Annotated in this window: 17 protein-coding genes; 4 read left to right on the plus strand and 13 right to left on the minus strand. The window is 74.4% G+C overall.

The genetic code is table 11. The features are described 5' to 3' along the window. Positions 1-244: 244 nt before the first annotated feature. Positions 245-907, minus strand: coding sequence for a pyridoxamine 5'-phosphate oxidase (gene pdxH / locus OG753_RS19640; RefSeq protein ID WP_327263065.1), 663 nt, complete (start codon positions 905-907; stop codon positions 245-247). Positions 908-1,107: 200 nt separating this feature from the next. Here pdxH and OG753_RS19645 point away from each other — a divergent pair, with 200 nt between their 5' ends. Then, on the plus strand, positions 1,108-2,214 hold the full coding sequence (locus OG753_RS19645) for a citrate synthase 2 (protein ID WP_327263066.1): 1,107 nt from the start codon (positions 1,108-1,110) through the stop codon (positions 2,212-2,214). Between the two features lie 65 nt (positions 2,215-2,279). Here the strand turns inward: OG753_RS19645 and OG753_RS19650 are convergent, their stop codons facing one another. The 7 genes from OG753_RS19650 to OG753_RS19680 form a co-directional block, all read right to left on the minus strand. Then, positions 2,280-2,873 carry a TetR/AcrR family transcriptional regulator gene (locus OG753_RS19650; RefSeq protein ID WP_327263067.1) on the minus strand — a complete coding sequence of 198 codons (594 nt, stop codon included), beginning with the start codon at positions 2,871-2,873 and terminating at the stop codon, positions 2,280-2,282. Further along, a complete protein-coding gene (locus OG753_RS19655; protein WP_405789395.1) occupies positions 2,861-3,598 on the minus strand; it encodes an enoyl-CoA hydratase family protein in 738 nt (245 codons plus the stop codon). The genes OG753_RS19650 and OG753_RS19655 overlap by 13 nt, the downstream gene beginning before the upstream one ends. Positions 3,599-4,232: 634 nt before the next feature. After that, the gene (locus OG753_RS19660; RefSeq protein WP_327263069.1) at positions 4,233-5,393 is read right to left on the minus strand and encodes an acyl-CoA dehydrogenase; all 1,161 of its coding nucleotides are present in this window, start codon (positions 5,391-5,393) and stop codon (positions 4,233-4,235) included. Continuing rightward, entirely contained in the window at positions 5,390-7,294 is a 1,905-nt protein-coding gene (locus tag OG753_RS19665) for an acetyl/propionyl/methylcrotonyl-CoA carboxylase subunit alpha (RefSeq protein ID WP_405789397.1), read from the minus strand. The genes OG753_RS19660 and OG753_RS19665 overlap by 4 nt, the downstream gene beginning before the upstream one ends. A gap of 8 nt (positions 7,295-7,302) precedes the next feature. Then, entirely contained in the window at positions 7,303-8,901 is a 1,599-nt protein-coding gene (locus tag OG753_RS19670; protein ID WP_405789399.1) for an acyl-CoA carboxylase subunit beta, read from the minus strand. Continuing rightward, complete coding sequence (locus OG753_RS19675; RefSeq protein WP_405792730.1) at positions 8,898-10,643, minus strand: acyclic terpene utilization AtuA family protein; 1,746 nt, start codon at positions 10,641-10,643, stop codon at positions 8,898-8,900. Before OG753_RS19675 ends, OG753_RS19670 begins: the two co-directional genes overlap by 4 nt. Positions 10,644-10,711: 68 nt before the next feature. Beyond that, positions 10,712-11,524, minus strand: a complete 813-nt coding sequence (locus tag OG753_RS19680) for a TIGR03084 family metal-binding protein (protein ID WP_405789400.1) — start codon at positions 11,522-11,524, stop codon at positions 10,712-10,714. 374 nt (positions 11,525-11,898) lie between these two features. Here OG753_RS19680 and OG753_RS19685 point away from each other — a divergent pair, with 374 nt between their 5' ends. Then, positions 11,899-13,521 carry an alpha/beta fold hydrolase gene (locus OG753_RS19685; protein WP_405789401.1) on the plus strand — a complete coding sequence of 541 codons (1,623 nt, stop codon included), beginning with the start codon at positions 11,899-11,901 and terminating at the stop codon, positions 13,519-13,521. 117 nt (positions 13,522-13,638) lie between these two features. Here the strand turns inward: OG753_RS19685 and OG753_RS19690 are convergent, their stop codons facing one another. From OG753_RS19690 to OG753_RS19710, 5 genes are all read right to left on the minus strand, one after another. Then, positions 13,639-13,950, minus strand: coding sequence for a DUF6415 family natural product biosynthesis protein (locus OG753_RS19690; RefSeq protein ID WP_405789403.1), 312 nt, complete (start codon positions 13,948-13,950; stop codon positions 13,639-13,641). A 148-nt stretch (positions 13,951-14,098) separates the two neighbouring features. Then, a complete protein-coding gene (locus OG753_RS19695) occupies positions 14,099-14,836 on the minus strand; it encodes a GntR family transcriptional regulator (RefSeq protein ID WP_405789405.1) in 738 nt (245 codons plus the stop codon). A 75-nt stretch (positions 14,837-14,911) separates the two neighbouring features. Then, positions 14,912-15,268: a DUF1801 domain-containing protein gene (locus tag OG753_RS19700; RefSeq protein WP_327263076.1), complete on the minus strand. Its 357-nt coding sequence runs from the start codon at positions 15,266-15,268 to the stop codon at positions 14,912-14,914. Then, a complete protein-coding gene (locus OG753_RS19705) occupies positions 15,268-16,230 on the minus strand; it encodes an EamA family transporter (protein WP_327263077.1) in 963 nt (320 codons plus the stop codon). The genes OG753_RS19700 and OG753_RS19705 overlap by 1 nt, the downstream gene beginning before the upstream one ends. A 94-nt stretch (positions 16,231-16,324) precedes the next feature. Then, a complete protein-coding gene (locus OG753_RS19710; RefSeq protein ID WP_405789408.1) occupies positions 16,325-19,114 on the minus strand; it encodes an FAD-binding and (Fe-S)-binding domain-containing protein in 2,790 nt (929 codons plus the stop codon). 84 nt (positions 19,115-19,198) lie between these two features. Between OG753_RS19710 and serC the strand changes: the two genes are divergently transcribed. Together serC and OG753_RS19720 are read left to right on the plus strand one after the other, a co-directional pair. Beyond that, on the plus strand, positions 19,199-20,317 hold the full coding sequence (gene serC, locus OG753_RS19715; RefSeq protein ID WP_327263078.1) for a phosphoserine transaminase: 1,119 nt from the start codon (positions 19,199-19,201) through the stop codon (positions 20,315-20,317). A gap of 197 nt (positions 20,318-20,514) precedes the next feature. Then, positions 20,515-23,658, plus strand: a complete 3,144-nt coding sequence (locus OG753_RS19720) for a sacsin N-terminal ATP-binding-like domain-containing protein (protein ID WP_405789409.1) — start codon at positions 20,515-20,517, stop codon at positions 23,656-23,658. The last annotated feature ends 38 nt before the right edge of the window (positions 23,659-23,696 follow it).

Genomic DNA, 23,696 nt, shown 5'->3' on the forward strand with positions numbered 1-23,696 from the left:
AGCGCCCGTCGTCGCACGCACCCAGTGCGGTGCCCGGCGGGATCGCCAGGCGCCAAACCACAGCAGTCACCCGACCCGCGGGCTCGCCGGTACGTCCGGCCGGCCTCTCCCACTGCAGGGGAGAGACCCGAGCCCGCGGGTCGCCTGCGTTCGCCGCCACCGCGGCGGGTGAACACGCCCGGGCGGCCGCCGTCCCGCCCGGCGCGGCGCTGCCGGGGGCCCGGCGTGATCGGCAGGACACCCCCTACGGGCAGAGCCGCTCCACGCGCCACTCGTCCCCATCCCGGACGTAGCGCAGACGGTCGTGCAGGCGGTTCTCGTGGCCCTGCCAGAACTCCACCGATTCCGGGACCACGCGCAGGCCGCCCCACTCCGGCGGGACCGGCACCTGCTCGCCCTCCGGGTAGCGGGCCTCCAGCTCGGCGTAGCGGCGGTCCAGCTCCGCACGGGACCCGATCACGCTGGACTGCTCGCTCGCCCAGGCGCCCAGCTGGGAGCCGTGCGGGCGCGAGCGGAAGTACGCGGCCGTCTCGTCGCGGCCGATCCGGGCCGCCGTACCGGTGACGATCACCTGACGGGCGATGGGGTGCCAGGGGAAGAGCAGCCCGACGTGCGGGTTCTCGGCCAGCTCGCGGCCCTTGCGGGAGGCGTAGTTGGTGAAGAAGACGAAGCCCCGGCCGTCGAACTGCTTCAGCAGTACCGTCCGCGAGCTGGGACGTCCGTCGGGAGTGGCCGTCGATACGACCATGGCGTTCGGTTCGAAGAGGTGCGAGTCGGCGGCCTGCTGGAACCAGAGGGCGAACTGGTCCATCGGGTTCTCGGCGAGAGTCCCCTCGTCGACGATCTCCGAGCGGTACTGCTTGCGCATCACGGCGGGGTCAATGTCCTGATCGGTCACGCTGGCCATCCTGCCGCAGCCGGACCTGTGACGGTGTGCCGTATGTCACGCTTCCGCAGTCGGGGTGGAGCGGCCAAAATCTTGGGGCCGGTCCGAAGGTCCCCGAGCGGGTGACCAACGGCCGTGCCGGGCATCAACGGGGATGACCGCGCCGGACCGCGAGTCACGCCGGGAGCCGCGCGTGTTCGCACTATCTGAGGAGCCGCCTGATGTCCGACTTCGTACCCGGGCTCGAAGGGGTCGTCGCGTTCGAGACGGAGATCGCCGAGCCCGACAAGGAAGGCGGATCGCTCCGCTACCGGGGCGTCGACATCGAAGACCTCGTCGGCCACGTCTCCTTCGGGAACGTCTGGGGCCTGCTGGTCGACGGTGCTTTCAACCCCGGCCTGCCGGCCGCCGAGCCCTTCCCCATTCCGGTCCACTCCGGTGACATCCGCGTCGACGTCCAGTCCGCGCTCGCGATGCTCGCCCCCGTGTGGGGTCTGAAACCGCTGCTGGACATCGACGCGCAGACCGCCCGTGACGACCTCGCGCGCGCGGCCGTGATGGCACTGTCGTACGTCGCCCAGTCCGCCCGCGGCCAGGGCCTGCCCATGGTGCCGCAGCGGGAGATCGACAAGGCCGAGTCCGTCGTCGAGCGGTTCATGATCCGCTGGCGGGGCGAGCCGGACCCGCGGCACGTCAAGGCCGTCGACGCCTACTGGACCTCCGCCGCCGAGCACGGCATGAACGCCTCCACCTTCACCGCGCGCGTCATCGCCTCGACCGGCGCGGACGTCGCCGCCGCGCTGTCCGGCGCGGTCGGCGCCATGTCGGGGCCGCTGCACGGCGGGGCGCCCTCCCGCGTGCTCGGCATGATCGAGGAGATCGAGCGCACCGGCGACGCCGTGGCCTACGTGAAGAAGGCCCTGGACAAGGGCGAGCGGCTGATGGGCTTCGGGCACCGCGTCTACCGCGCCGAGGACCCGCGCGCCAGGGTGCTGCGGCGCACGGCCAAGGAGCTGGACGCGCCGCGCTACGAGGTCGCCGCCGCGCTGGAGAAGGCCGCGCTGGAGGAACTGCACGCGCGCCGTCCCGACCGGGTGCTCGCCACCAACGTGGAGTTCTGGGCGGCGATCATGCTGGACTTCGCCGAGGTCCCCGCGCACATGTTCACCTCCATGTTCAGCTGCGCCCGCACCGCCGGCTGGTCGGCGCACATCCTGGAGCAGAAGCGCACCGGCCGCCTGGTGCGGCCGTCGGCCCGCTACACCGGGCCGGGGCGGCGCAACCCGCAGGAGATCGAGGGCTACGCGGACATCGCCGAGACCGCGTAGTACGCAGTAGTGCCGGGCGCCGTACCCCTGTGCCGGGGTACGGCGCCCGTCGCGTTCCCGCCGGTTCAGCCCAGAGACGCGTCGAGGATGCGGGTCCACTGGGCCACCACACGGGACCGGCGGGCCGTGTCGTCGGTCAGGACATTGGCCAGGCCCAGGCCCCGGGCCATGTCCAGCAGGCCCTGCACGGTCTCCCGTACGCCCGGCACCGACTCGTCCGCACCCAGCAGCTCGACGGCGATGCGGTGGGTCTCGCGGCCGACCCGCGCCTCCAGCTCGGTGACCTGCGGACGCAGCTGCTCCTCGTTGGAGGCGGCCACCCACAGCTGGAGCGCGGCCCGGAACAGTGCGCCCGTGTACATGTCCACGAGCGCCTCCACCACGGCCGGGCGGGCGGCCGGACCGGCGTGGAAGAGCTCGCGCAGGGCCGTGGACCGCTCCTCGGCGACGTAGGCGACGGCCGCGGTGAACAGGTCCTCGCGGGTCGGGAAGTGGTGCTGGGCCGCTCCGCGCGAGACCCCTGCCCGTTCGGCGACGACCGCGACGGTGGAACCGGCCCAGCCGTGCTCCGCCAGGCAGGACACGGCCGCCTCCAGGAGGTGGCGGCGGGTGACGCGGCTGCGCGCCTGCTTGGGGCCGGACCCGGTCACAGTGCCCATGACGGGTCCCGGCGCTCGAAGCGGGCCGTGATGCCCTCGCGGGCCTCGGCGGAGGCGAAGAGTCCCGCGGACAGCTCGGTGAGACGGGAGCCGTCGCGGGTGAGTGCCTCCCGTACGGCGGCCGCCGTCAGCGCCTTGGTCGCGGCCAGACCTTGCGGGGAGGCCTTGCGCAGGCCGGCGAGTACGGGCTCCAGCGCGGCGTCCACGTCCTCGGCGTGCAGGGTGAGCAGGCCGATCCGGGCGGCCTCGGCCGCGTCGAAGGCCTCGGCGGTGAGGAAGTAGCGGGCGGCGGCGCGGGGGTCGAGGCGCGGCAGCAGGGGCATGGAGATCACGGCAGGGGCGAGGCCCAGGTGGGTCTCGGTGAAGGCGTACGAGGACTTCGGTCCGGCGGCGGCGATGTCGCAGGCGCCGAGCAGGCCGAGGCCGCCGGCCCGGACATGGCCGGTGACGCGGGCGACGACGGGCTTGGGCAGCTCGGCGGTCTCGCGGAGCAGGGCCACGAAGTCGGCGGGATCGCAGGGCGACTTGAGGTCTGCCCCGGCGCAGAAGGTACTGCCGGTGTGGGTGAGGACGACGGCCCGGACGGCTCCGTCCGCCGCCGCCGCGGCGAGGGCGGCGCGGAGCTCGGTGACGAGGGCGGCGGAGAGGGCGTTGCGGTTGGCCGGGGAGTCCAGGGTGAGCGTGGCAATGCCGGTCGCCTGGGCGGCGTGCACGAGTGGGGCCATGTCTCCTCCGGAGCGGTGTGCGGGTGGGGTTGTCCCCGGCGGCCCTGGTTCGGGTCCTCCGGGGAGAGTACGTGCGCGGTGGTCTGCGGCGTGGGCCACCCCTGCCGGGTGGCCTGCCCGTCCCCTCCCGGGGTGGGCGACCGTGTGCGGCGCGGGCTGTCCCGGCCCGGGGGGGCGCCTCTGCCCTGCGGGCGGGCTCGGCCGTGTGCGGCGCGGCCGCGTGCTGCCTCGGGCCGCGCCTCAAGCGCCGGCGGGGCTCGGTGGTGTGGGGCGGTGCCCCGCACGAGAGTCTCCTCGGCCGGTGCCCTGCGGGCGGGCTCGGCGGTGTGCGGCGCGGCCGCGTCCCGCCTCGGGCCGCGCCTCAAGCGCCGGCGGGGCTGGGTGGTGTGGGGCGGTGCCCCGCACGAGAGTCTCCTCGGCTCGGCGCACGCGGGCCCGTCACGGCCAGGCGGCCGCGGTCGCGCGCTCGTCCTCCGGGGACCCTCCTGCGTGTCCCCACCCCACGGCAGGACTCCGACCGTGCCAGCCGACAAACCCGCACACCCCAGCCCCGCCGGCGATTGAGGCGCGGCCCGAGGCAAGGGCGGCCCGAGCCGCACACCGCCGAGCCGCCCGCAGGGCACTCCGCAGGGGGTCAGTAGGACTTGGGGAGGCCCAGGGTTTGGTGGGAGATGAAGTTGAGGATCATCTCGCGGCTGACGGGGGCGATGCGGGCCACGCGGGAGGCGGTGATCAGGGCGGCCAGGCCGTATTCGCGGGTGAGGCCGTTGCCGCCGAGGGTGTGGACCGACTGGTCCACCGCCCGTACGCACGCCTCCCCCGCCGCGTACTTGGCCATGTTCGCCGCCTCGCCCGCCCCCATGTCGTCGCCCGCGTCGTACAGCTGGGCGGCCCTCTGCATCATCAGGCGGGCCAGTTCCAGTTCGATGTGCGCCTGGGCCAGCGGGTGGGCCACGGCCTGGTGCGCGCCGATGGGCTCCTTCCACACCTGGCGGGTCTTCGCGTAGTCGACGGCCTTGGCGAGGGCGTGGCGGCCCATCCCGATGGCGAAGGCGGCGGTCATGATCCGTTCGGGGTTGAGTCCGGCGAACAGCTGGAGCAGACCCGCGTCCTCGTCGCCCACCAGGGCGGAGGAGGGCAGGCGCACCTCGTCCAGGGTCAGTTCGAACTGCTTCTCCGCCGCCTGGAGTTCCATCTCGATGACGGAGCGGGAGAAGCCGGGGGCGTCGCGGGGGACGATGAACAGGCACGGCTTGAGGCTGCCGGTACGGGCGTCCTCGGTGCGGCCGACGATGAGGGTGGCGTCGGCGATGTCGACGCCGGAGATGAAGACCTTGCGGCCGGTGAGGATCCAGTCGTCGCCGTCGCGGCGGGCCGTGGTGGTGATCCGGTGGGAGTTGGATCCGGCGTCGGGTTCGGTGATGCCGAAGGCCATGGTGCGGCTGCCGTCCGCGAGGCCGGGCAGCCAGGTCTGCTTCTGCTCCTCCGTGCCGAAGCGGGCGATGACCGTGCCGCAGATGGCGGGCGAGACGACCATCATGAGGAGCGGACAGCCGGCGGCGCCCAGTTCTTCGAGGACGATGGAGAGTTCGGCGATGCCGCCGCCTCCGCCGCCGTACTCCTCGGGGAGGTTGACCCCGAGGTAGCCGAGCTTCGCGGCGTCGGCCCACAGCTCGTCGGGGTGGCCGCCCTCGCGGGCGACGCGGGCGAGGTACTCGCGGCCGTAGCGCTTCCCGAGGGCGGCGACGGCGGAGCGCAGGTCCTTGTGCTCTTCGGTGCTGGTGGCGGGGCTCATGACAGCGATTCCTCCTGGACTACGGCGAGCAAGGCGCCGAATTCCACCTGTTGGCCGGTGGCGACGTGGAGCGCGGTGAGCGTGCCGGAGGCGGGAGCGAGGATGCGGTGCTCCATCTTCATGGCCTCCAGCCAGAGCAGGGGCTGGCCTGCGGTGACGGGGCTGCCGGGAGCGAGGCCCTCGGCGACGCGGACGACGGTGCCGGGCATGGGGGCGAGCAGCGAGCCCGGTTCCGTGCGGTCCTGGGGGTCCGGGAAGCGGGGGACGCGGGTGAAGGTGTGGGCGCCGAGGGCGGAGTCCACGTAGATCTCGTTCGATTTGAGTTTCACGTGGAACGCCCGTCGGATGCCCTCGATTTCGAGGGTGACGAGGGCGGGGGTCGCGGCCAGGACCCGGATTCCGGGGTGGTTCACCGGGTGGTACTGGACCTCGTACTCGGTGCCGGCCGTGGTGTAGCGGCGGGTCTGCGGCTGGGAGCGGACGTTGCGCCAGCCGCCGAGGCGGGCGGCGAGGGGGGCGTCCGGGGCGGGGGCGGCTTCGGCGAGGGCGGCGGCGAGGGCGGCCGCGGTGGCGTCCGGGGCGCCGTCGGTGAGGGTGTCGAGGTGGCGTTCGTAGAAGCCGGTGTCGAGCTGCCCGGCGGCGAACTCCGGGTGCCGCAGGGACCGTACGAGGAGCTCGCGGTTGGTGGTGAGCCCGTGGATGCGGGCTCCGGCGAGGGCGTGGGCGAGGGCCCGGACGGCCTCGGCGCGGGTCGGGGCGTGGGCGACGACCTTGGCGAGCATGGGGTCGTAGTGGATGCCGACGGTGTCCCCGTCGGTGAAGCCGGTGTCGACGCGGACCTCGCCGGGGATGGCGAGGGTGTGCAGGGCGCCGGTCTGCGGGCGCCAGTCCTGGGCGGGGTCCTCGGCGTAGAGGCGGGCCTCGACGGCGTGTCCGGTGGGTTCCGGGGGCGACAGGGGCAGGGCGGCGCCTTCGGCGACGCGCAGCTGGAGGGCGACGAGGTCGAGGCCGAAGACGGCTTCGGTGACGGGGTGTTCGACCTGGAGTCGGGTGTTCATCTCCAGGAAGTACGGGCGTCCGTCGGCGGTGACGAGGAACTCGACCGTGCCCGCGCCCCGGTAGGAGACGGCGCGGGCGGCGGCCACGGCGGCGGCGTGGAGGGTCGTGCGCAGGCCCTCGGGGAGGCCCGGTGCGGGGGCTTCCTCGATGACCTTCTGGTGGCGCCGCTGGAGGGAGCAGTCGCGGGTGCCCAGCGCCCAGACGGTGCCGTGGGCGTCGGCGAGGATCTGCACCTCGACGTGGCGGCCGCGCTCCACGTAGGGCTCGGCGAAGACCTCTCCGTCGCCGAAGGCCGAGCGGGCCTCGGCGGAGGCCGCGTCGAGGGCCTCCTTGAGCTGGTCGAGGTCGCGGACCACGCGCATTCCGCGGCCGCCGCCCCCGGCCGCGGCCTTGAGGAGCAGGGGCAGGTCGGCGGGGGTGGCGGTGGCCGGGTCGACGGGGTCGAGGAGCGGCACTCCGGCGGCGCGCATCAGGTCCTTGGCCCGGGTCTTGGATGCCATGGCCTCGATGGCCTCGGGGGGCGGGCCGATCCAGGTCAGGCCGGCGGCGAGGACCTCGCGGGCGAAGCCGGCGTTCTCGGAGAGGAAGCCGTAGCCGGGGTGGACGGCGTCGGCGCCCGCGGCGAGGGCGGCCTTGATGACCAGGTCGCCGCGCAGGTAGGTGTCGGCGGGGGCGGCGCCGGGCAGCCGTACGGCCGCGTCGGCTTCGCGGACGTGCAGGGCGTCGGCGTCCGGGTCGGAGTGGACGGCGACGGTGGCCAGGCCCAGGGCGCGGGCGGTGCGGAAGATCCGGACGGCGATCTCGCCGCGGTTGGCGACGAGGAGGGAGGTCAGGTTCGTCATGTGCGGGCTCACATCCGGAAGACGCCGAAGCCGCCACGGGCGCCCTCGACGGGAGCGTTGTGGACGGCCGAGAGGCACAGGCCGAGGACGGTACGGGTGGCGCGCGGGTCGATGACCCCGTCGTCGTACAGCCGCCCGGACAGGAACATGGGCAGGGACTCGGACTCGATCTGCGCTTCGACGAAGGCGCGCATCCCGGCGTCGGCCTCCTCGTCGTACGGGAGTCCCTTCGCGGCGGCGGACTGGCGGGAGACGATGGAGAGCACGCCGGCCAGTTGCTGGGGTCCCATGACGGCGGACTTGGCACTGGGCCAGGCGAAGAGGAAGCGGGGCTCGTAGGCGCGGCCGCACATGCCGTAGTGGCCGGCGCCGTAGCTCGCGCCGATGAGGACGGAGAGGTGGGGGACGCGGGAGTTGGAGACCGCGTTGATCATCATCGAGCCGTGCTTGATGATGCCGCCCTGCTCGTACTCCTTGCCGACCATGTAGCCGGTGGTGTTGTGGAGGAAGAGGAGGGGGATGTCGCGCTGGTTGGCGAGCTGGATGAACTGGGCGGCCTTCTGGGACTCGGCGCTGAACAGCACGCCCTGCGCGTTGGCGAGGATGCCGACCGGGTAGCCGTGCAGGGTGGCCCAGCCGGTGACGAGGCTGGGGCCGTAGAGGGGCTTGAACTCGTCGAAGTCGGAGGCGTCGACGATCCGGGCGATGACCTCGCGCGGGTCGAAGGGGGTCTTGAGGTCGGGCGGGACGATGCCGAGGAGTTCCTCGGGGTCGTGGAGGGGTTCCTCGGCCTTCGGCGGGTCCTGGTGCGGCTTGCGGTGGTTGAGCCGGGCGACGATGCGGCGGGCCTGGCGGATCGCGTCGTACTCGTCGAGGGCGTAGTGGTCGGCGAGTCCGGAGGTGCGGGCGTGCATGTCGGCGCCGCCGAGGGACTCGTCGTCGCTCTCCTCGCCGGTGGCCATCTTGACCAGGGGCGGGCCGCCGAGGAACACCTTGGAACGGTCCTTGATCATGACGGTGTGGTCGGACATGCCGGGGACGTACGCGCCTCCGGCGGTGGAGTTGCCGAAGACGACCGCGACGGTCGGGATGCCCTCGGCCGAGAGCCGGGTGATGTCGCGGAAGATCGCGCCGCCCGGGATGAAGATCTCCTTCTGGGAGGGCAGGTCGGCGCCGCCGGACTCCACGAGGCTGATGACGGGGAGGCGGTTCCGGCGGGCGATCTCATTGGCCCGCAGTGCCTTCTTCAGCGTCCACGGGTTGGAGGCTCCGCCGCGGACGGTGGGGTCGTTGGCGGTGATCAGGCACTCGACGCCCTCGACCGTGCCGATGCCGGTGACCATGGAGGCGCCGACGGGATAGTCGCTGCCCCAGGCGGCGAGCGGGGACAGCTCCAGGAACGGGGTGTCCGGGTCGAGGAGCAGCTCGACGCGCTCGCGCGCCAGGAGCTTGCCGCGGGCCCGGTGACGGGCCGTGTACTTCTCGCCGCCGCCCTCCAGGGCCTTGGCGTGCTCGGAGTCGAGGGCGGCGAGGCGCTCCAGCGCGGCGGTACGGGCCTGCGCGTGCTCGGGAGCGTGGGGGTCGACGGTGGTGCCGAGGCGGGTCATGGGGTGGCCTCCGGGGCCGGCAGGAGTGCGACGGGAATGTCGAGGTGGCGGGCGCGGAGCCATTCGCCGAGGGCCTTGGCCTGGGGGTCGAAGCGGTGGCCGGAGGCGACGCCGTCGCCGAGGATGCCGGTGACGGTGAAGTTCAGGGCGCGCAGGTGCGGGAGTTCGTGGCGGGTGACGGTGTGCTGCGCGGTCTCGGGGAGCAGTTCCTGGAACACCTCGGCGGTGAGGGTGTGGAGCAGCCAGTCCCAGGCAGGGTCGGTCTCGGCCCAGACCCCGACGTTGGCGTCGCCGCCCTTGTCGCCGCTGCGGGCCCCTGCCAGCGCCCCGAGGGGGGCGCGGACGGTCTCCCGGGGCTCCGCCCCGGACCCGGCGGGGGCTGCGCCCCCGACCCCGTCGAGGGTTCCGCCCCCGGACCCCCGCGCCTCGAACGCCGGCGGGGCTGGATGTGCGGGACGCTCCGCCGGGGGGACTGGGGGTGCGGGGGGCCGGGCCGGCGGGGCTGGATGCGGCTCCGCCGCAGGGGTTGGGGGTGGAGCCGGGACTCGTACGCGGGTGCCGTCCGGGAGGACCGCCACGTGCGGGACCTGGTCCGACGGGATCAGGGTCGAGGTGAAGACGCCGTAGGGCTGGGCCGGTCCGGGCGGGGAGCCGACATGGAAGCCCGGATAGCTGCCGAGGGCCAGTTCGACCGCCGTCGAGGTCAGGGCGCGGCCCACCCGGTCGGGGGACGGGTCACGGACCACGAGCCTCAGCAGGGCGGCGGCCGTCTCCTGGGTGTCGGCGTCCTCGTGGTCGGTGCGCGACAGGGTCCAGGCGGCGTCCGCCACGCCCTCGAGCGCGTCGGCCAGCTGGGACCGGACGAGGTCCGCCTTCGCCTCGATGTCCAGGCCGGTCAGGACGAAGACGACCTCGTTGCGCCAGCCGCCGATCCGTGTGACGCCCACCTTGAGGTCGGCCGGCGGGGCCTCTCCGCGGACGCCGTCGATGCGTACCCGGTCGGCTCCCTCGTCGGTCAGCCGGACGGTGTCCAGGCGGGTGGTCACGTCGGGGCCGAGGTAGCGGACGCCCTGGGTCTCGTAGAGGAGCTGGGCGGTGACGGTGCCCGCGGTGACGGCTCCGCCCGTGCCGGGGTGCTTGGTGATGACCGCGGAGCCGTCCCCGGAGATCTCCGCCAGCGGGAAGCCGGGGCGGCGGACGTCGTGCCGGGCGAAGAAGGAGTAGTTGCCGCCGGTGGCCTGGGTGCCGCACTCCAGGACGTGGCCCGCGGCCACCGCTCCCGCGAGCCGGTCGTAGTCGTCCGGGGCCCAGTCGAACCACCAGGCCGCCGGGCCGCTGACCAGGGCCGCGTCCGTGACCCGGCCGGTCACCACGACGTCCGCGCCGGCGCTCAGGCAGGCCGCGATCCCGGCGCCGCCGAGATAGGCGTTGGCCGTCAGTGCCCCGTCCGTACGCGCGGTGAGGTCGTCGCCCTCGACGTGGGCCACCCGTACCGGTACGCCGGCCTTCGCCGCCAGTTGCCGTACCGCGTCGGCGAGTCCGGCCGGGTTGAGGCCGCCGGCGTTCGTGACGATCCGTACGCCCCGCTCGTGCGCGAGCCCGAGCCCCTCCTCCAGCTGGCGCAGGAAGGTCTTGGCGTAGCCGAGGTCCGGGTTCTTCAGGCGGTCGCGGCCCAGGATCAGCATGGTCAGCTCGGCCAGGTAGTCCCCGGTCACCACGTCCAGCGGGCCGCCGGTCAGCATCTCGCGCAGGGCGTCGAAGCGGTCCCCGTAGAAGCCCGAGGCGTTGCCGATGAGGAGCGGGCGCCGGGTCACCGCGAGGCTCCCGGTTCCCGGCCTGGTCCCGCGGGGCCCGCGAAGGCCTGGGCGATGTCGAGCCAGCGGTCCGCGTCGGGGCCGGTCGCGGTCAGGTCCAGGTCGGCGCGGTGGGCGCGCCGGGTGACCAGCAGGCAGAAGTCGAGCGCCGGGCCGGTGACCCGCTGCGGGGCGTCCGGCGGGCCGTAGGTCCACACCTGCGGACCGTCGGGAGCCGTCAGCTCCACCCGGAACTCCGCGGCGGGCGCGGGCAGTCCGCGGACGGCGTAGGCGTAGTCGCGGGCCCGTACGCCGATCCGCGCCACGTGCCGCAGCCGCGCGGTCGGGGTGCGGCGCACGCCGAGTGCGTCGGCGACGTCCTGGCCGTGCGCCCAGGTCTCCATCAGCCGGGCGCTGGCCATCGAGGCGGCCTTCATCGGCGGCCCGTACCAGGGGAATCGGGTGTCGGGCGAGGCCGCGGCGAGCGCCGTGTCGAGGGCGCCGCGCGTGGCCCGCCAGCGGGCGAGCAGCTCGGCCGGCGCCAGCCCGGCGCCCTCCCGCGCGCCCTCGTCGACGAAGGTGTCGGGGGCCTTGAGGGCCTCCTCGACCATGGCGCCGAAGCCGGTGGCGTCGGTGAGGGAGAGCAGCGAGGCCCGGTCGGTCCAGTGCAGGTGGGCGATCTGGTGGGCGACGGTCCAGCCGGGCGCGGGGGTGGGCCGGGCCCAGTCGGGGGCGGCCAACTCCCCTACCAGAGAGTCCAGTTCACGGCCCTCCTCACGCAGATCTGCGAAGACGGCGACGGCTGCGTCGACGGCGGACGGATCGGGCACGGTGCGCTCCCCTTCTCGGCGTGAGGGGAACACTGGCAGCACCCGGCAAAACAATCAAGCACGCTTGCATGATTTTCTCGTAGGTCGGCGCCTTCCCGCCACGCGCACCAAACCGGTGCGCGGGAAGGGCAGTTGCCCTCGGGCTCGGTCGGCCGCAGGTCGCGCCGCACAGCGGCCCGCGCGGCGGCCCGCGGGACGGCGGGGGCGATTCAGGCCGTAAGCCGGAAACTCGCGATACGTCACCGGATGTCCCGTCGATACTGAACGTCCGCTCCGGGCCCGGGCGAGCGCACACCACGCACGACAACCACGTTCGTGTCACTCGACGAAGACGAAGACGACGAAGACGACGACGAAGAGGATGGACTGACGTGATGACCCCAGCCGCCCGCACCCCCTTCTCCCTGTATCCCGAGCTCGACGCGACCGCCCTCACCGCCTTCGTCTCCGCCCTGGAGAGCGGCGACGTCACCGGCCTCGCCCCCGCCCGCGCCGCCGAGGTCGGCGAGGTCCGCTCCGTCGCCGTGTTCACCCGCGGCAAGGTGACCGGCGCCGACGGGGACCTGCTCGACGCCGCGCTCTGGCGGCACACCGGGACCCAGCCCCGCCCCGCGATCGTCATGCCCTCGCCGTGGTCGAGCCTGGGCTGGCTGCCGTACGCCGTCCAGGCCTCCCTCTTCGCGGCCCGCGGCTACAACGTCCTCGCCTACTCCACCCGCGGCTTCGCCGGCTCCGAGGGCCAGGTCGACGTGGCGGGCCCGCTCGACGTCGCCGACGGCAGCCGGGCCCTGGACCACCTGATCGAGCGCAGCACCGGCCCCGTGACGAAGGCCGGCTTCCTCGGGGACTCGTACGGCTCCGGCATCAGCCAGCTCGTCGCCGCGCACGACACCCGCGTCGACGCCGTGGTGGCGCTCAGCACCTGGGGCGATCTCGGGGAGGTCTTCTACGAGAACTCCACCCGGCACGTCGCGGCCGTACGGGCCCTGCTCGAAGCGGCCGCGAAGGCGCGGCTGAGCCCGCAGACGCAGAGCGTCTTCGACAACGTCCTCGCCGACCGCGACGTCCAGGGCACCCTGCGCTGGGCGGAGACGCGCTCGCCCTTCAGCCACATCAAGGAGCTCAACCGCCGCCAGGTGCCGGTCCTGTTCTCGCACGCCTGGCACGAGACGCTCTTCCCGCCCAACCAGATGCTGAAGATGTTCAACGAGCTGACCGGTCCGAAACGTCTCGCGGTCTCGATCGGCGACCACTCCGGACCGGAGACGGCGGGCATGCTCGGCCTGCCCAACCGGATCTGGACGGATGCCCACCGCTGGTTCGACCGCCACCTGCGGGACATCGACAACGGCATCGACGCCGAGGGGCAGGTGCTCGGCGAGGTGATGTGGAGCAAGACCCTCGAACCCCGGCCCACCTGGCCCTCCCTCACCGAACAGGTGGAACGGCTGCACCTGGCGGACGACGGGGAACTCGGCGGGGAGCCGCAGGCCGGCTGGACGTCGACCGTGCTGTGCGGGATGGACACCCCGGCGACCGTCGCCGACCGGGTCGTCATGTCCGGCTACGCGGAGATCGCCGGCCGCCCGAAGGTCTACCGGACCCAGGACATCGACCGCACCGTCGCCGCCGTGTGGACCGCGGACCCGGCCGGGGAGATCACCCGGCTGCGCGGCATACCGCGGCTGCGCGTCACGTACCGCGCGGCGAACCCCGGTTCCACCTTCGTCGCGTACCTCCTCGACACGGCGCCCGACGGCACGGCCCACCTGATCACGCACGCCCCGTTCACCGACCTCGACTCCCCGCCCGACAGCCTGATCAGCGCCGACATGGACCTGCAGGCGACGGCGTACGACGTGCCGCGCGGCCACCGGCTGATGCTGGTGATCGACGCCCGCGATCCGTTCTACGGCGACGCCAACCTGCCGCGCGCGACGCTGGCCTTCACCTCCCCCGAGGCCACTCCGTCGTACCTGGACCTGCCGCTCGGCTGAGCCCGTGCGCGGGCGCCCGCCCGGCCGGTCCCCGCGCCCGCCCGGCCGGTCTCCCGCGACCGGCCGGGCGGGCCGCCGCGGGGACGGCCCTCACGGCGTGCACGGCGGGCGCAGCGCTCACGGCTCGGTCGGCCCGCTGTCGATGACGTGCCGGAAGGCCTTCACCGCGCGGGCCAGTGCGCGGGCATGGTTCCAGGCGCCCAGGGGAGAGTTCTCCGGGCCGCTGCCGATCAGCGCGCGCCAGTCCTCCAGGGCGGCGGCGGCCGCGTCCGCCCTGCCCAGGCGGACGACCTCCCCGCGCAGCTGCTCGCCGTGCCGGGCCAGGCCGGACCGGAGCACTTCGATCTCCCCGTCGGGCGGCTTGAGGTTGTAGGGAACGAGCGTCTTCGCAACCAGGACCGCCACGGTGTCCACAGGAATCCGGTGCACAGCAGATCACTCCTCGCGAGGGAACGGGAGATGCAGGTCCCCAGGGAACCAGAAGCTCCCTAGGGAGATCAAGCGGAGTGGCGGGCCAGTGAAAGCAGGACAGCGAAAAGGGCCCACCGAAGTGGGCCCCGTCCCTCACACCGGTGCGTCAGCTGCTGAAGTCGTACTGCATCACATACGACCCCGCGTCCAGGAGCATGTGGTTCACCTCGACCGGTCTGCCCTCCGCCGTCATCGCGGTCCGGCAGATCTCGACCACGGGAGTCGCCGGCAGGAGGGCGAGCAGCTCCGTCTCCTCCGGACTGGGCATCCGGGCGCGGAGTTCCTCCGTGAAGCCGACGGGAGCCATGCCGAGGTCCGCCAGCCGGGCGTACACCCCGCCGGGGCCGGGATCGGGCCGGGCGATCGGGGTCCGGCGGACGAGTCCGGCGGCGAGGTACGAGGTCGCCTGCTGCACCGGGGAGCCTTCGACGACGTACCGCCGGCTGCGCACGAGGACGCTCTCGCCGTCGTCCAGACGCAGAGCGCCCGCCACCCAGCCGGGCGGCTCCGTCTCGTAGACCTCGATGTCGACGACCCCCATCGCCCGGTCGCTCACGTCCGCGGCCCAGATCGAGGTGCCGGAGGACCACTGGGACCGGGACAGGCGCCGCGTCGCCACACGGCGGATCGGCTTGAACTCGCGGACGTAGGTGCCGGAGCCGGGCCGCGCGTGGGCCGCCCCCTCCGCGACCAGGAGCTTCAGCGCGTTCGCGGCGGTCATCTTGGCCACCCCGTACTGCTTGACGAGCGCGGGCTCTCCGGGCAGCCGGGCGCCGGGACCGAACTCACCGGAGTCGATGCGCGCCCGCAAGTCGTCGGCGATCTGTCGCGCCGTCTCGGGCATGACCGTCCTCCGTTTCTCCCTAGGGTGGTACCAACTTAGTCAACGGTCGGCGGCCGCGCACGCGGCGGGAGTGCCTCAGCAGACCTGCCCGGGGCCCGCCTTCGCCGTCGCCCGCAGGAGGTCGCGCAGCAGGTCGAAGTCCACCGTGGCGGGGTTGCGGAAGCGGAGGCAGGCCTTGCCCATGTCGTGGGGGGCCAGGCGGTCCGTGAAGGCGTCCCGGACGTCCGTGCGCATCAGATAGAAGGAGATGTACTGCTTCTGGTTCGCCCAGGCGATCTCGCCGACGCTCTCGCCCTCCCGCACGTACGCCGGCATCCCGTACGCGATGGTCTCCTCGAAGCCCGTCAGTTCCGCCACGCACAGCTCCCGCAGGCGGACCAGGGCCTCCCGGCGGGCCTCGGGGACCGTGGTCAGGTAGGTGGCGACGTCCATCAGGCGGCCTGCTTCCGGATCTGCGAGCGGACCGCGCCCATACTGGCCGCGATCACGAGGGCGATGGCCAGGGCGTCCAGCGCGGACATGGCCTGGTTCAGGACGAGGAAGCCTGCGGTCGCGGCGATGGCCGGCTCCAGGCTCATCAGGATCGCGAAGGTCGGGGCCGGCATCCGCCGCAGGGCCAGCAGTTCCAGCGTGTACGGAAGCACGGAGGACAGCACGGCCACGCCCACGCCCAGCGCGATCGTGCTCGGGACCAGCAGGTCCGAGCCGGCTCCGGCGATGCCCAGCGGCAGCGAGATGACCGCGGCCACCGCCATCGCCAGGGCCAGGCCGTCCGCCTGCGGGAAACGACGGCCCGTACGCGCGCTGTACACGATGTACGCAGCCCACATCGCGCCCGCCCCGAGCGCGTAGGCCGCGCCCAGCGGGTCGAGGGAGCCGAAGCCGAGGCCGCCCCCGCCGTGGCCGGACAGCAGGACCACGCCGCCGAGCGCGAGGCCCGCCCACAGGACGTTGACCAGGCGCCGGGAGACGATGACGGAGAGCGCGAGCGGCCCGAGGACCTCCAGGGTGACGGCCGGGCCGAGCGGGATCCGGTCGATGGCCTGGTAGAAGAGGCCGTTCATCCCGGCCATGGCGACGCCGAACGCGAGCACCGTGCCCCAGTCGGAACGGGAGTAGCCGCGCACCTTCGGGCGGCACAGGAGCAACAGCACGATCGCGGCGGCCGCGAGGCGGAGGGTGACCACGCCCGCCGCGCCCGCCCTCGGCATGATCATGACCGCGAGGGCGGCGCCGAACTGCACCGAGACCCCGGCCGAGATGACCAGCGCGACGGGGCCGAGGCCGGACCCGGACGCGGGACCGGAACCGGAACCGGCGCCCGGGGCGGGCGACGGGGCCGACGCGTTGGCCGCCGGCGAGGCCGTCGGGGACGAAGAGGAAGGTGCGGGCATTTATCCAGACTAAGGCTTGGTAAGGAGTGTCGCCGCATGTCCTGCCTTACAGTCCTGCTGCCTTACAGTCCTGCTGCCTCACGGTCCTCCTGCCTCACGGCCCCGCCTCCGGTTCCCTGCCCAGCCCCTCCGCCAGGAGTTCCGCCAGGTGCCGGGCGCGGGCCCCGCCCCCCAGCTGCGCGATCTGCGTACGGCAGGAGAATCCGTCGGCCTGGATCAGGGCGCCCGGCGGGGCCGCCCGCAGGGACGGGAGCAGCTGCTCCTGCGCACAGGCCACCGACACCTCGTGGTGGCCCGGCTCGAAGCCGAAGTTCCCCGCGAGACCGCAGCAGCCGCCGCTGAGCCCGCCGCTCAGCCCGGCCCGCTCGCGCAGCCGCCGGTCGGGGCCGTCGCCGAGGACCGCGTGCTGGTGGCAGTGGGTCTGGCCGACCACCGCCCGATCCAGCCGCGGCGGCCGCCAGGCCGGGGCGTACTCCTCCAGGGTCTCGGCGAAGGTCCGTACGGCCGCCGCGAGGCGGGCCGCGCGGGGGTCGTCGGGGAGCAGGGCGGGCAGGTCGGCGCGCAGGGCCGCGGCGCAGCTCGGCTCCAGGACCACCAGCGGCGCGTCCACGTCCCCCAGCACGTCCAGCGTGCGGCGCAGGACCCTGCGGGCGCGGCCGAGGCGGCCGGTGGACACGTACGTCAGGCCGCAGCACACCGGGCCGGCGGGCAGCCCGACGCCGAGCCCGGCCGCCCGGAGCACCTGCACGGCCGCGCGGCCCGCCGCCGGGTTCAGGTACTCCGTGAACGTGTCGGGCCAGAGGGTGACGGACCGCCCCGGCCCCGCCGGTTCCGGGGACGGCCCGCCCGACGGCCGCCGCCCCCACCACCGGGTGAACGTCTCACGCGCCAGTTCCGGCAGGCGCCCGCCGCGCTCCCGGCCCAGCCCCGGCACGGGGACGCGCCGGGCCAGGGCGTTCGCGGCCCCCGCCGCCCGCAGGCCGGCGATCAGGCGCAGCCATCCCGGCAGGCCGCCCAGCGTGTAGTGGGACAGCGGGCGGATCCTGCCCGCCCAGTGCCGGTCGAGGAACTCCGCCTTGTACGCGGCCATGTCCACGCCCACCGGGCAGTCGCTGCGGCACCCCTTGCAGCCCAGGCACAGGTCCAGCGCCTCGGCGACCTCCGCCGAGCGCCAGCCGTCCCGTACGACGTCCCCGGCGAGCATCTCGTGCAGCAGCCGGGCCCGGCCGCGCGTGGAGTGCCGTTCCTCGCCGGTGACCCGGTAGGAGGGGCACATCACCGACGCACCGCCCGTATCCGTGGAACGGCACTTGGCGACGCCGACGCACCGCGCGATCCCGCCCGCGAAGGAGGTGGCGGGCAGCACCGCGAAGCGGAGGTTCTCGTCCAGCCGGTCGGGCCGGACCAGCATCCCCGGGTTCATCCCGCCCGCCGGGTCCCACACGTCCTTGTACGCGCCGAAGAGCCGGACCACCTCGGGCCCGTACATCTTCGGGAGCAGTTCCGCCCGCGCCTGGCCGTCCCCGTGCTCCCCCGACAGGGATCCGCCGTGGGCGACGACCAGGTCGGCCACTTCCTCCGAGAAGTCCCGGAAGCGGGCCACCCCGGCCGCCGACACCAGGTCGAAGTCGATCCGTACGTGCACGCAGCCCTCGCCGAAGTGGCCGTACGGGGATCCACGCAGCCCGTGCGCCGCCAGCAGGGCCCGGAATTCCCGCAGGTACGCGCCCAGCCGGACCGGCGGCACCGCGCAGTCCTCCCACCCCGGCCAGGCCATGCCCCCTCCCCCGGACCCCGTCCGCGAGGTGCCCCCGGGCATCCGGGTCGCCGTGCCCGCCGCGTCCTCGCGGATCCGCCACAGTGCCCGCTGCGCCGCCGGGTCGGTGACCAGCAGGGAGTCCGCCGCGTCCGGCGCCGCCGCCCGCAGCAGAGCCCGCGCCGCCCCCTCGTCCCGCATCTCCACGAACAGCCAGGCGCCGCCCCGCGGCAGGTCCGCGGCCACGCCCCCCAGCAGGTCCTGCGCCATTCCCTCCACCGTCAGCGGCCCGTGCGGCAGCAGCCCCGCCGCCGCGTCCGCGGCCGCGCTCTCGTCCGCGTACCCGAGCACCGCGAGCACCGGTGCGGGCGGCGTCTCCACCAGGCGCACCACCGCCTCCGTCACCACCCCGAGCGTGCCCTCGCTCCCGCAGAACGCCCGCGCGAGCTGCACCCCGTGCTCGGGCAGCAGCGCGTCGAGGCCCCCGTAGCCGGAGATCCGCCGCGAGAAGCCGGGCGGCATCCCGGTGCGCAGCAGCCCGAGGTGCGCGGTGACCAGCTCGCGCAGCCCTGCGGGGGCCCCGTCCCAGCCGGTGCCGATCCGGTGGGTGGTGCCCGCGTACGCCGCGACCGTCAGCTCGCTCACGTTGTCCGCGGTGGTGCCCCAGGCCACCGAGTGGGCCCCGCACGCGTTGTTGCCGATCATGCCGCCGAGGGTGCAGCGGGAGTGCGTGGACGGGTCGGGGCCGAAGGTCAGCCCGTGGGGGCGCACCGCGTCCCGCAGCCGGTCGAGGACCAGGCCCGGCTGGACCACGGCCGTCCCGGCCGCCCGGTCCACCGACACCAGGGCGTTCATGTGCCGGGTGAGGTCGAGGACCACGCCCGTCCCCGTGGCCTGGCCGGCGATGGAGGTCCCGCCGCCCCGGGGGACGACCGGAACCCCGGCCGCGGCGCACACGGCGAGCGCGGCGGCCACGTCCTCGGCGTCGCGCGGGGCCACCACTCCCACCGGGACGCGGCGGTAGTTGGAGGCGTCCATGGTGGTCAGGGCCCGTGCGGCGGCGCCGAAGTCGACTTCCCCGCGCAGGTTCTCCCGCAATGTCCGTTCGAGTTCACCGGGTGACGTCACGACCCCACCCTCCCACCGGTGTGATGCGTCTCATCGGGTGGACGCGCTCCCGGATCGTGGACCGGGACCCGATACGCTCCGCTCGTGGCTGAGATCCAGATTCCCGCTGACATCAAGCCCGCCGACGGACGCTTCGGCGCGGGCCCCTCCAAGGTGCGGACCGAGGCGCTGGACGCCCTCGCCGCCACCGGTACCTCCCTGCTCGGAACCTCGCACCGCCAGGCCCCGGTCAAGAACCTGGTCGGCTCGGTGCGCCAGGGCCTCCGGGACCTCTTCTCCCTCCCCGAGGGGTACGAGGTGATCCTGGGCAACGGCGGCTCCACCGCCTTCTGGGACATCGCGACCGCCGGTCTGATCGAGCAGAAGTCCCAGCACCTCACCTTCGGCGAGTTCTCCTCGAAGTTCGCCACGGCCGCGAAGCTCGCGCCGTGGCTGGACGCGCCGTCCGTGATCTCCTCGGAGCCGGGCACGCACCCGGAGCCGGTGGCCGAGGCGGGCGTGGACGTGTACGCGTACACCCACAACGAGACCTCGACGGGTGTGGCGGCGCCGATCAAGCGCGTCGCGGGCGCCGACGCCGGGTCCCTCGTTCTGGTGGACGCGACCTCGGGCGCCGGCGGTCTGCCGGTGGACATCACCGAGACGGACGTCTACTACTTCGCCCCGCAGAAGTCCTTCGCCTCGGACGGCGGCCTGTGGCTGGCGGCGTTCTCCCCGGCTGCCCTGGAGCGCGCGGCCCGCGTGCACGCCTCCGGCCGGCACATCCCCGAGTTCTTCTCGCTGCCGACGGCGATCGACAACTCGCTGAAGAACCAGACGTACAACACCCCGGCGCTGTCCACGCTCTTCCTGCTGGACCAGCAGCTGCAGTGGATGAACAGCCAGGGCGGCCTGGAGTTCACCACCGGCCGTACGGCGGCCAGTGCGCGCAACCTGTACGGCTGGGCGGAGGCGTCGAAGTACGCGACCCCCTTCGTCGTGGACGCCGACAAGCGCTCCTCCGTCATCGGCACGATCGACTTCTCGGACGACATCGACGCGGCGGCCGTCGCCAAGGTGCTGCGCGCCAACGGCATCGTGGACACCGAGCCGTACCGCAAGCTCGGCCGCAACCAGCTGCGCATCGCGATGTTCCCGGCGATCGACCCGGCGGACGTGCAGGCGCTGACCGCCTGCATCGACCACGTGATCGAGAAGCTCTGACCACCACCCGTCCGGTATGACCTGAGCCCCCGGTGACCTGCGTTCGCCGGGGGCTCAGGCGTTTTCCGGGCGCCGCCCCGGCCCGACCGGCTCCGGAAGCCGGCGTCGTCGTGTTCGCGCACCTCACGGCCACGGCGTGGGGGGTCTCCCGCACGCGGTACCTTCAGGGTCCGGCGGCGAATCCTGGAGGCAGCGGCGTGAGCGTGCGAGTGACGGCGGCCCAGAGCGGTGTGGACCCCTTCGGCACGGCCCGGTTGCGGCGCGGGGTGCTCGACGCGTGGGGTGCGGGCCCGGCCCGGTTCCGCGAGGACGCCAACGCCGAGGAGGACCTCGCGCTCGGCGGCTACCGCGACCGGCTCGTCGTGGAGCTGGCGCAGAACGCCGCCGACGCCGCGGCCCGTGCCAAGGTGCCCGGCCGGCTGCGCCTGACCCTGCACGGGAGCGAGGGCGGGCACGCACTGCTCGCCGTCGCCAACACCGGTGCCCCGCTGGACGCGACGGGCGTGGAGTCGCTGAGCACCCTGCGCGCCTCCGCCAAGCGCGAGCCCTCCGGGGACAGCGTCGGCCGCTTCGGCGTCGGCTTCGCGGCCGTACTGGCCGTCTCCGACGAACCCGCGGTGCTCGGCCGCCACGGCGGCGTCCGCTGGTCCCTCGCCGAGGCCCGCGAGCTGGCCCGGGACGCCTCCGTCGGCAGCCCCGGCCTCGGCGACGAACTGCGCCGCCGCGACGGGCACGTCCCGCTGCTGCGCCTCCCGCTGCCCGCCGAGGGCACCGCCCCCGAGGGCTACGACACCGTCGTGGTCCTCCCGCTGCGCGACGCCGCCGCCGAGGACCTGGTGGAGCGGCTGCTGGCAGGCATCGACGACGCCCTGCTGCTCACCCTCCCCGGCCTGTGCGAGATCGTCGTCGAGACACCGGCGACCAGTACGTCCGGCGGCACGCGCACACTGCTGCGCCGCGACGAGGGCGCGTACACCGTCATCGAGGACACCACGGGCTCCGGCACGGTCACCCACCGCTGGCGCACCGTCCGCCACGGCGGCCCCATCGAGCGGGCGCTGCTCGCCGACCGGCCCGTCGAGGAGCGGCTGCGGCCCGCCTGGGCGGTGTCCTGGTCCGTGCCTGTCGACGCCGACGGCGCCCCGGTACACCCCGCCACGGCCCCCGTCGTGCACGCGCCGACCCCCACCGACGAGCCGCTGGGCATCCCGGCGCTGCTCATCGCGACCCTGCCGCTGGACACCACCCGCCGGCACCCCGCGCCGGGCCCGCTGACCGACTTCCTCGTGGAGCGCGCGGCCGACGCGTACGCCGAACTGCTCGGCTCCTGGGACCCGGTGAGCACCGCCCTCGTGGACCTGGTGCCCGGCCCGCTCGGCAAGGGCGAGCTGGACGGGGCCCTGCGCGCCGCCGTCCTGCAGCGCCTCCCCCGTACGTCCTTCCTCGCACCGGCCGCGCCGCCCGAGCACGCGGAGGAGCGCAATGCCCTGCGCCCCTTCGAGGCCGAGGTGGTGGAGGGCGCGGGCGCCGACACCGTACGCGTGCTCGCCGAGGTCCTGCCGACCCTGCTGCCGGCGGGCCTGGAGCGCCGCCCCGAGCTGCGCACCCTGGGCGTCGGCCGGCTGCCGCTGGGCGACGCCATCGAGCGGATCGCGGGCATCGAGCGGACCCCCGACTGGTGGCACCGGCTCTACGACAGCCTCGCCGGGGTGGACCCCGACCGGCTGTCCGGGCTGCCCGTGCCGCTCGCCGACGGCCGTACCGCGATCGGCCCCCGGCACATCCTGCTGCCCGGCGCGGACACGCCCGCGGGCCTGGCCCGGCTGGGGCTGAAGGTGGCCCACCCGGACGCGGCGCACCCGCTGCTGGAGAAGCTCGGAGCCCTCCCGGCCACGGCGCGGGCGGTCCTGACGACCCCGCAGGTGCGGGCCGCCGTCGCCGCCTCCCTCGACGCGGGGGAGATCTGGGACGAGGACGCGGACACCCTGGACGCCGACGAGCTGGCCGAGGTGGTCCTGGGGCTGGTCCGGGACGCCGACCTGGCGCCGGGCGACGAACCGTGGCTCGGGGCGCTGGCCCTGCCGGACGAGGACGGGGAACTGGTTCCGGCGGGCGAACTCCTGCTGCCAGGGAGCCCGCTGGCCTCCGTGATCCGCGAGGACGAGGTCCCGTACGTGGACGCGGACCTGGCCGAGCGGTGGGGCGCCGGCCCGCTCACCGCGTGCGGGGTGCTCGCCGCCTTCCAGCTGGTCCGCGCCGCCGACGTGGTCCTGGACCCGGACGAACTGGAGCCGCGCGAGGGGGACTTCGCCGAGCCCGACGACGCGGGGCTGCTGGACGCGGTGGACGTGTGGTGCGAGGACCTCCTGGACCAGCTGCCGGACACCCCGGTCCCGCCGGTGGCGACCGAGCTGATCGCCGTTCGGGACCTCGACCTGGTCGACGACGACTGCTGGCCGCAGGCCCTGGCCATGCTCGCGCAGCCGCCGCTGCGCGACGCGCTGACCCAGCCCGTACGGATCCTGCTGCCGGACGGCACCACGCAGTCCGTGCGCCCGTACACCGCGTGGTGGCTGCGCGACCACCCCGTGCTCGACGGCCGCCGCCCGGCGGGCCTGCGCGCGGCGGGCGGCGACCCGCTGCTGGAGGGCCTGTACACCTCGGCGGACGCCACGGGATTCGAGGACGAGCAGGTCCTGCGGGCACTCGGCGTACGGACCACCGTGGCGGCCCTGCTGGACGAGCCCGGCGGCGCGGCCGAGCTGCTGGCCCGGCTCGCCGACCCGGAGCGCGAGGTCACCGGCCGCCAGCTGTACGGCCTGTACGGCGCGCTGGCCGATCTGGACCCCGAGCAGGTCACCCTGCCGGACGAGCTGCGCGCGGTGGTGGACGGCGAGGTCCTCGTGGTCGACGCGGCCGAAGCGGTGATCGCGGACGCCCCGGACCTGCTGCCCCTCACGGACGGGCTGCCGCTGCTGCCGGTCACCCCGTCGCGCGCGGCGGACCTCGCGGAGCTGCTCCAGGTCCGCCGCCTCTCGGAGACGGTCCCGGCGGAGGTGACCACGCCCGGCGAGGAGCACGAGGTCCCGGAGTCGGTGCTCCTGCTGCTGGGTCCGTCCACCCCGGCGACGTACATCGAGCACGAGGAACTGGTCGCGGGCGGCACGGAGCTCGACTGGCGCCGCACCCCCGACGGCACGCTCCACGCGTCCACCCTGGAGGGCGTGGCGGCCGGCCTGGCCTGGTCGGCGGGCCAGTGGCCCCGCCGCTTCGAGGTGGCCGCCCTCCTGGAGGACCCGTCCCGCACGGCAGAACTGGCCCGGGACCGCTGGTTCGACTAGCGCGACCGCCCGGCCGGTGGCCCCGCGGGGGCCACCGG

The organism is Streptomyces sp. NBC_00029 (assembly GCF_045160505.1).
In the GTDB taxonomy this organism is placed as follows: Bacteria; Actinomycetota; Actinomycetes; order Streptomycetales; family Streptomycetaceae; genus Streptomyces.

What these genes read in the sequence shown, in the direction of transcription:
- pdxH (WP_327263065.1), bottom strand. Translation starts at nt 907, where the DNA reads ATGGCCAGCGTGACCGATCAGGACATTGACCCCGCCGTGATGCGCAAG.
- OG753_RS19645 (WP_327263066.1), top strand. Translation starts at nt 1,108, where the DNA reads ATGTCCGACTTCGTACCCGGGCTCGAAGGGGTCGTCGCGTTCGAGACG.
- OG753_RS19650 (WP_327263067.1), bottom strand. Translation starts at nt 2,873, where the DNA reads ATGGGCACTGTGACCGGGTCCGGCCCCAAGCAGGCGCGCAGCCGCGTC.
- OG753_RS19655 (WP_405789395.1), bottom strand. Translation starts at nt 3,598, where the DNA reads ATGGCCCCACTCGTGCACGCCGCCCAGGCGACCGGCATTGCCACGCTC.
- OG753_RS19660 (WP_327263069.1), bottom strand. Translation starts at nt 5,393, where the DNA reads ATGAGCCCCGCCACCAGCACCGAAGAGCACAAGGACCTGCGCTCCGCC.
- OG753_RS19665 (WP_405789397.1), bottom strand. Translation starts at nt 7,294, where the DNA reads ATGACGAACCTGACCTCCCTCCTCGTCGCCAACCGCGGCGAGATCGCC.
- OG753_RS19670 (WP_405789399.1), bottom strand. Translation starts at nt 8,901, where the DNA reads ATGACCCGCCTCGGCACCACCGTCGACCCCCACGCTCCCGAGCACGCG.
- OG753_RS19675 (WP_405792730.1), bottom strand. Translation starts at nt 10,643, where the DNA reads ATGCTGACCGGCGGCCCGCTGGACGTGGTGACCGGGGACTACCTGGCC.
- OG753_RS19685 (WP_405789401.1), top strand. Translation starts at nt 11,899, where the DNA reads ATGACCCCAGCCGCCCGCACCCCCTTCTCCCTGTATCCCGAGCTCGAC.
- OG753_RS19695 (WP_405789405.1), bottom strand. Translation starts at nt 14,836, where the DNA reads ATGCCCGAGACGGCGCGACAGATCGCCGACGACTTGCGGGCGCGCATC.
- OG753_RS19700 (WP_327263076.1), bottom strand. Translation starts at nt 15,268, where the DNA reads ATGGACGTCGCCACCTACCTGACCACGGTCCCCGAGGCCCGCCGGGAG.
- OG753_RS19705 (WP_327263077.1), bottom strand. Translation starts at nt 16,230, where the DNA reads ATGCCCGCACCTTCCTCTTCGTCCCCGACGGCCTCGCCGGCGGCCAAC.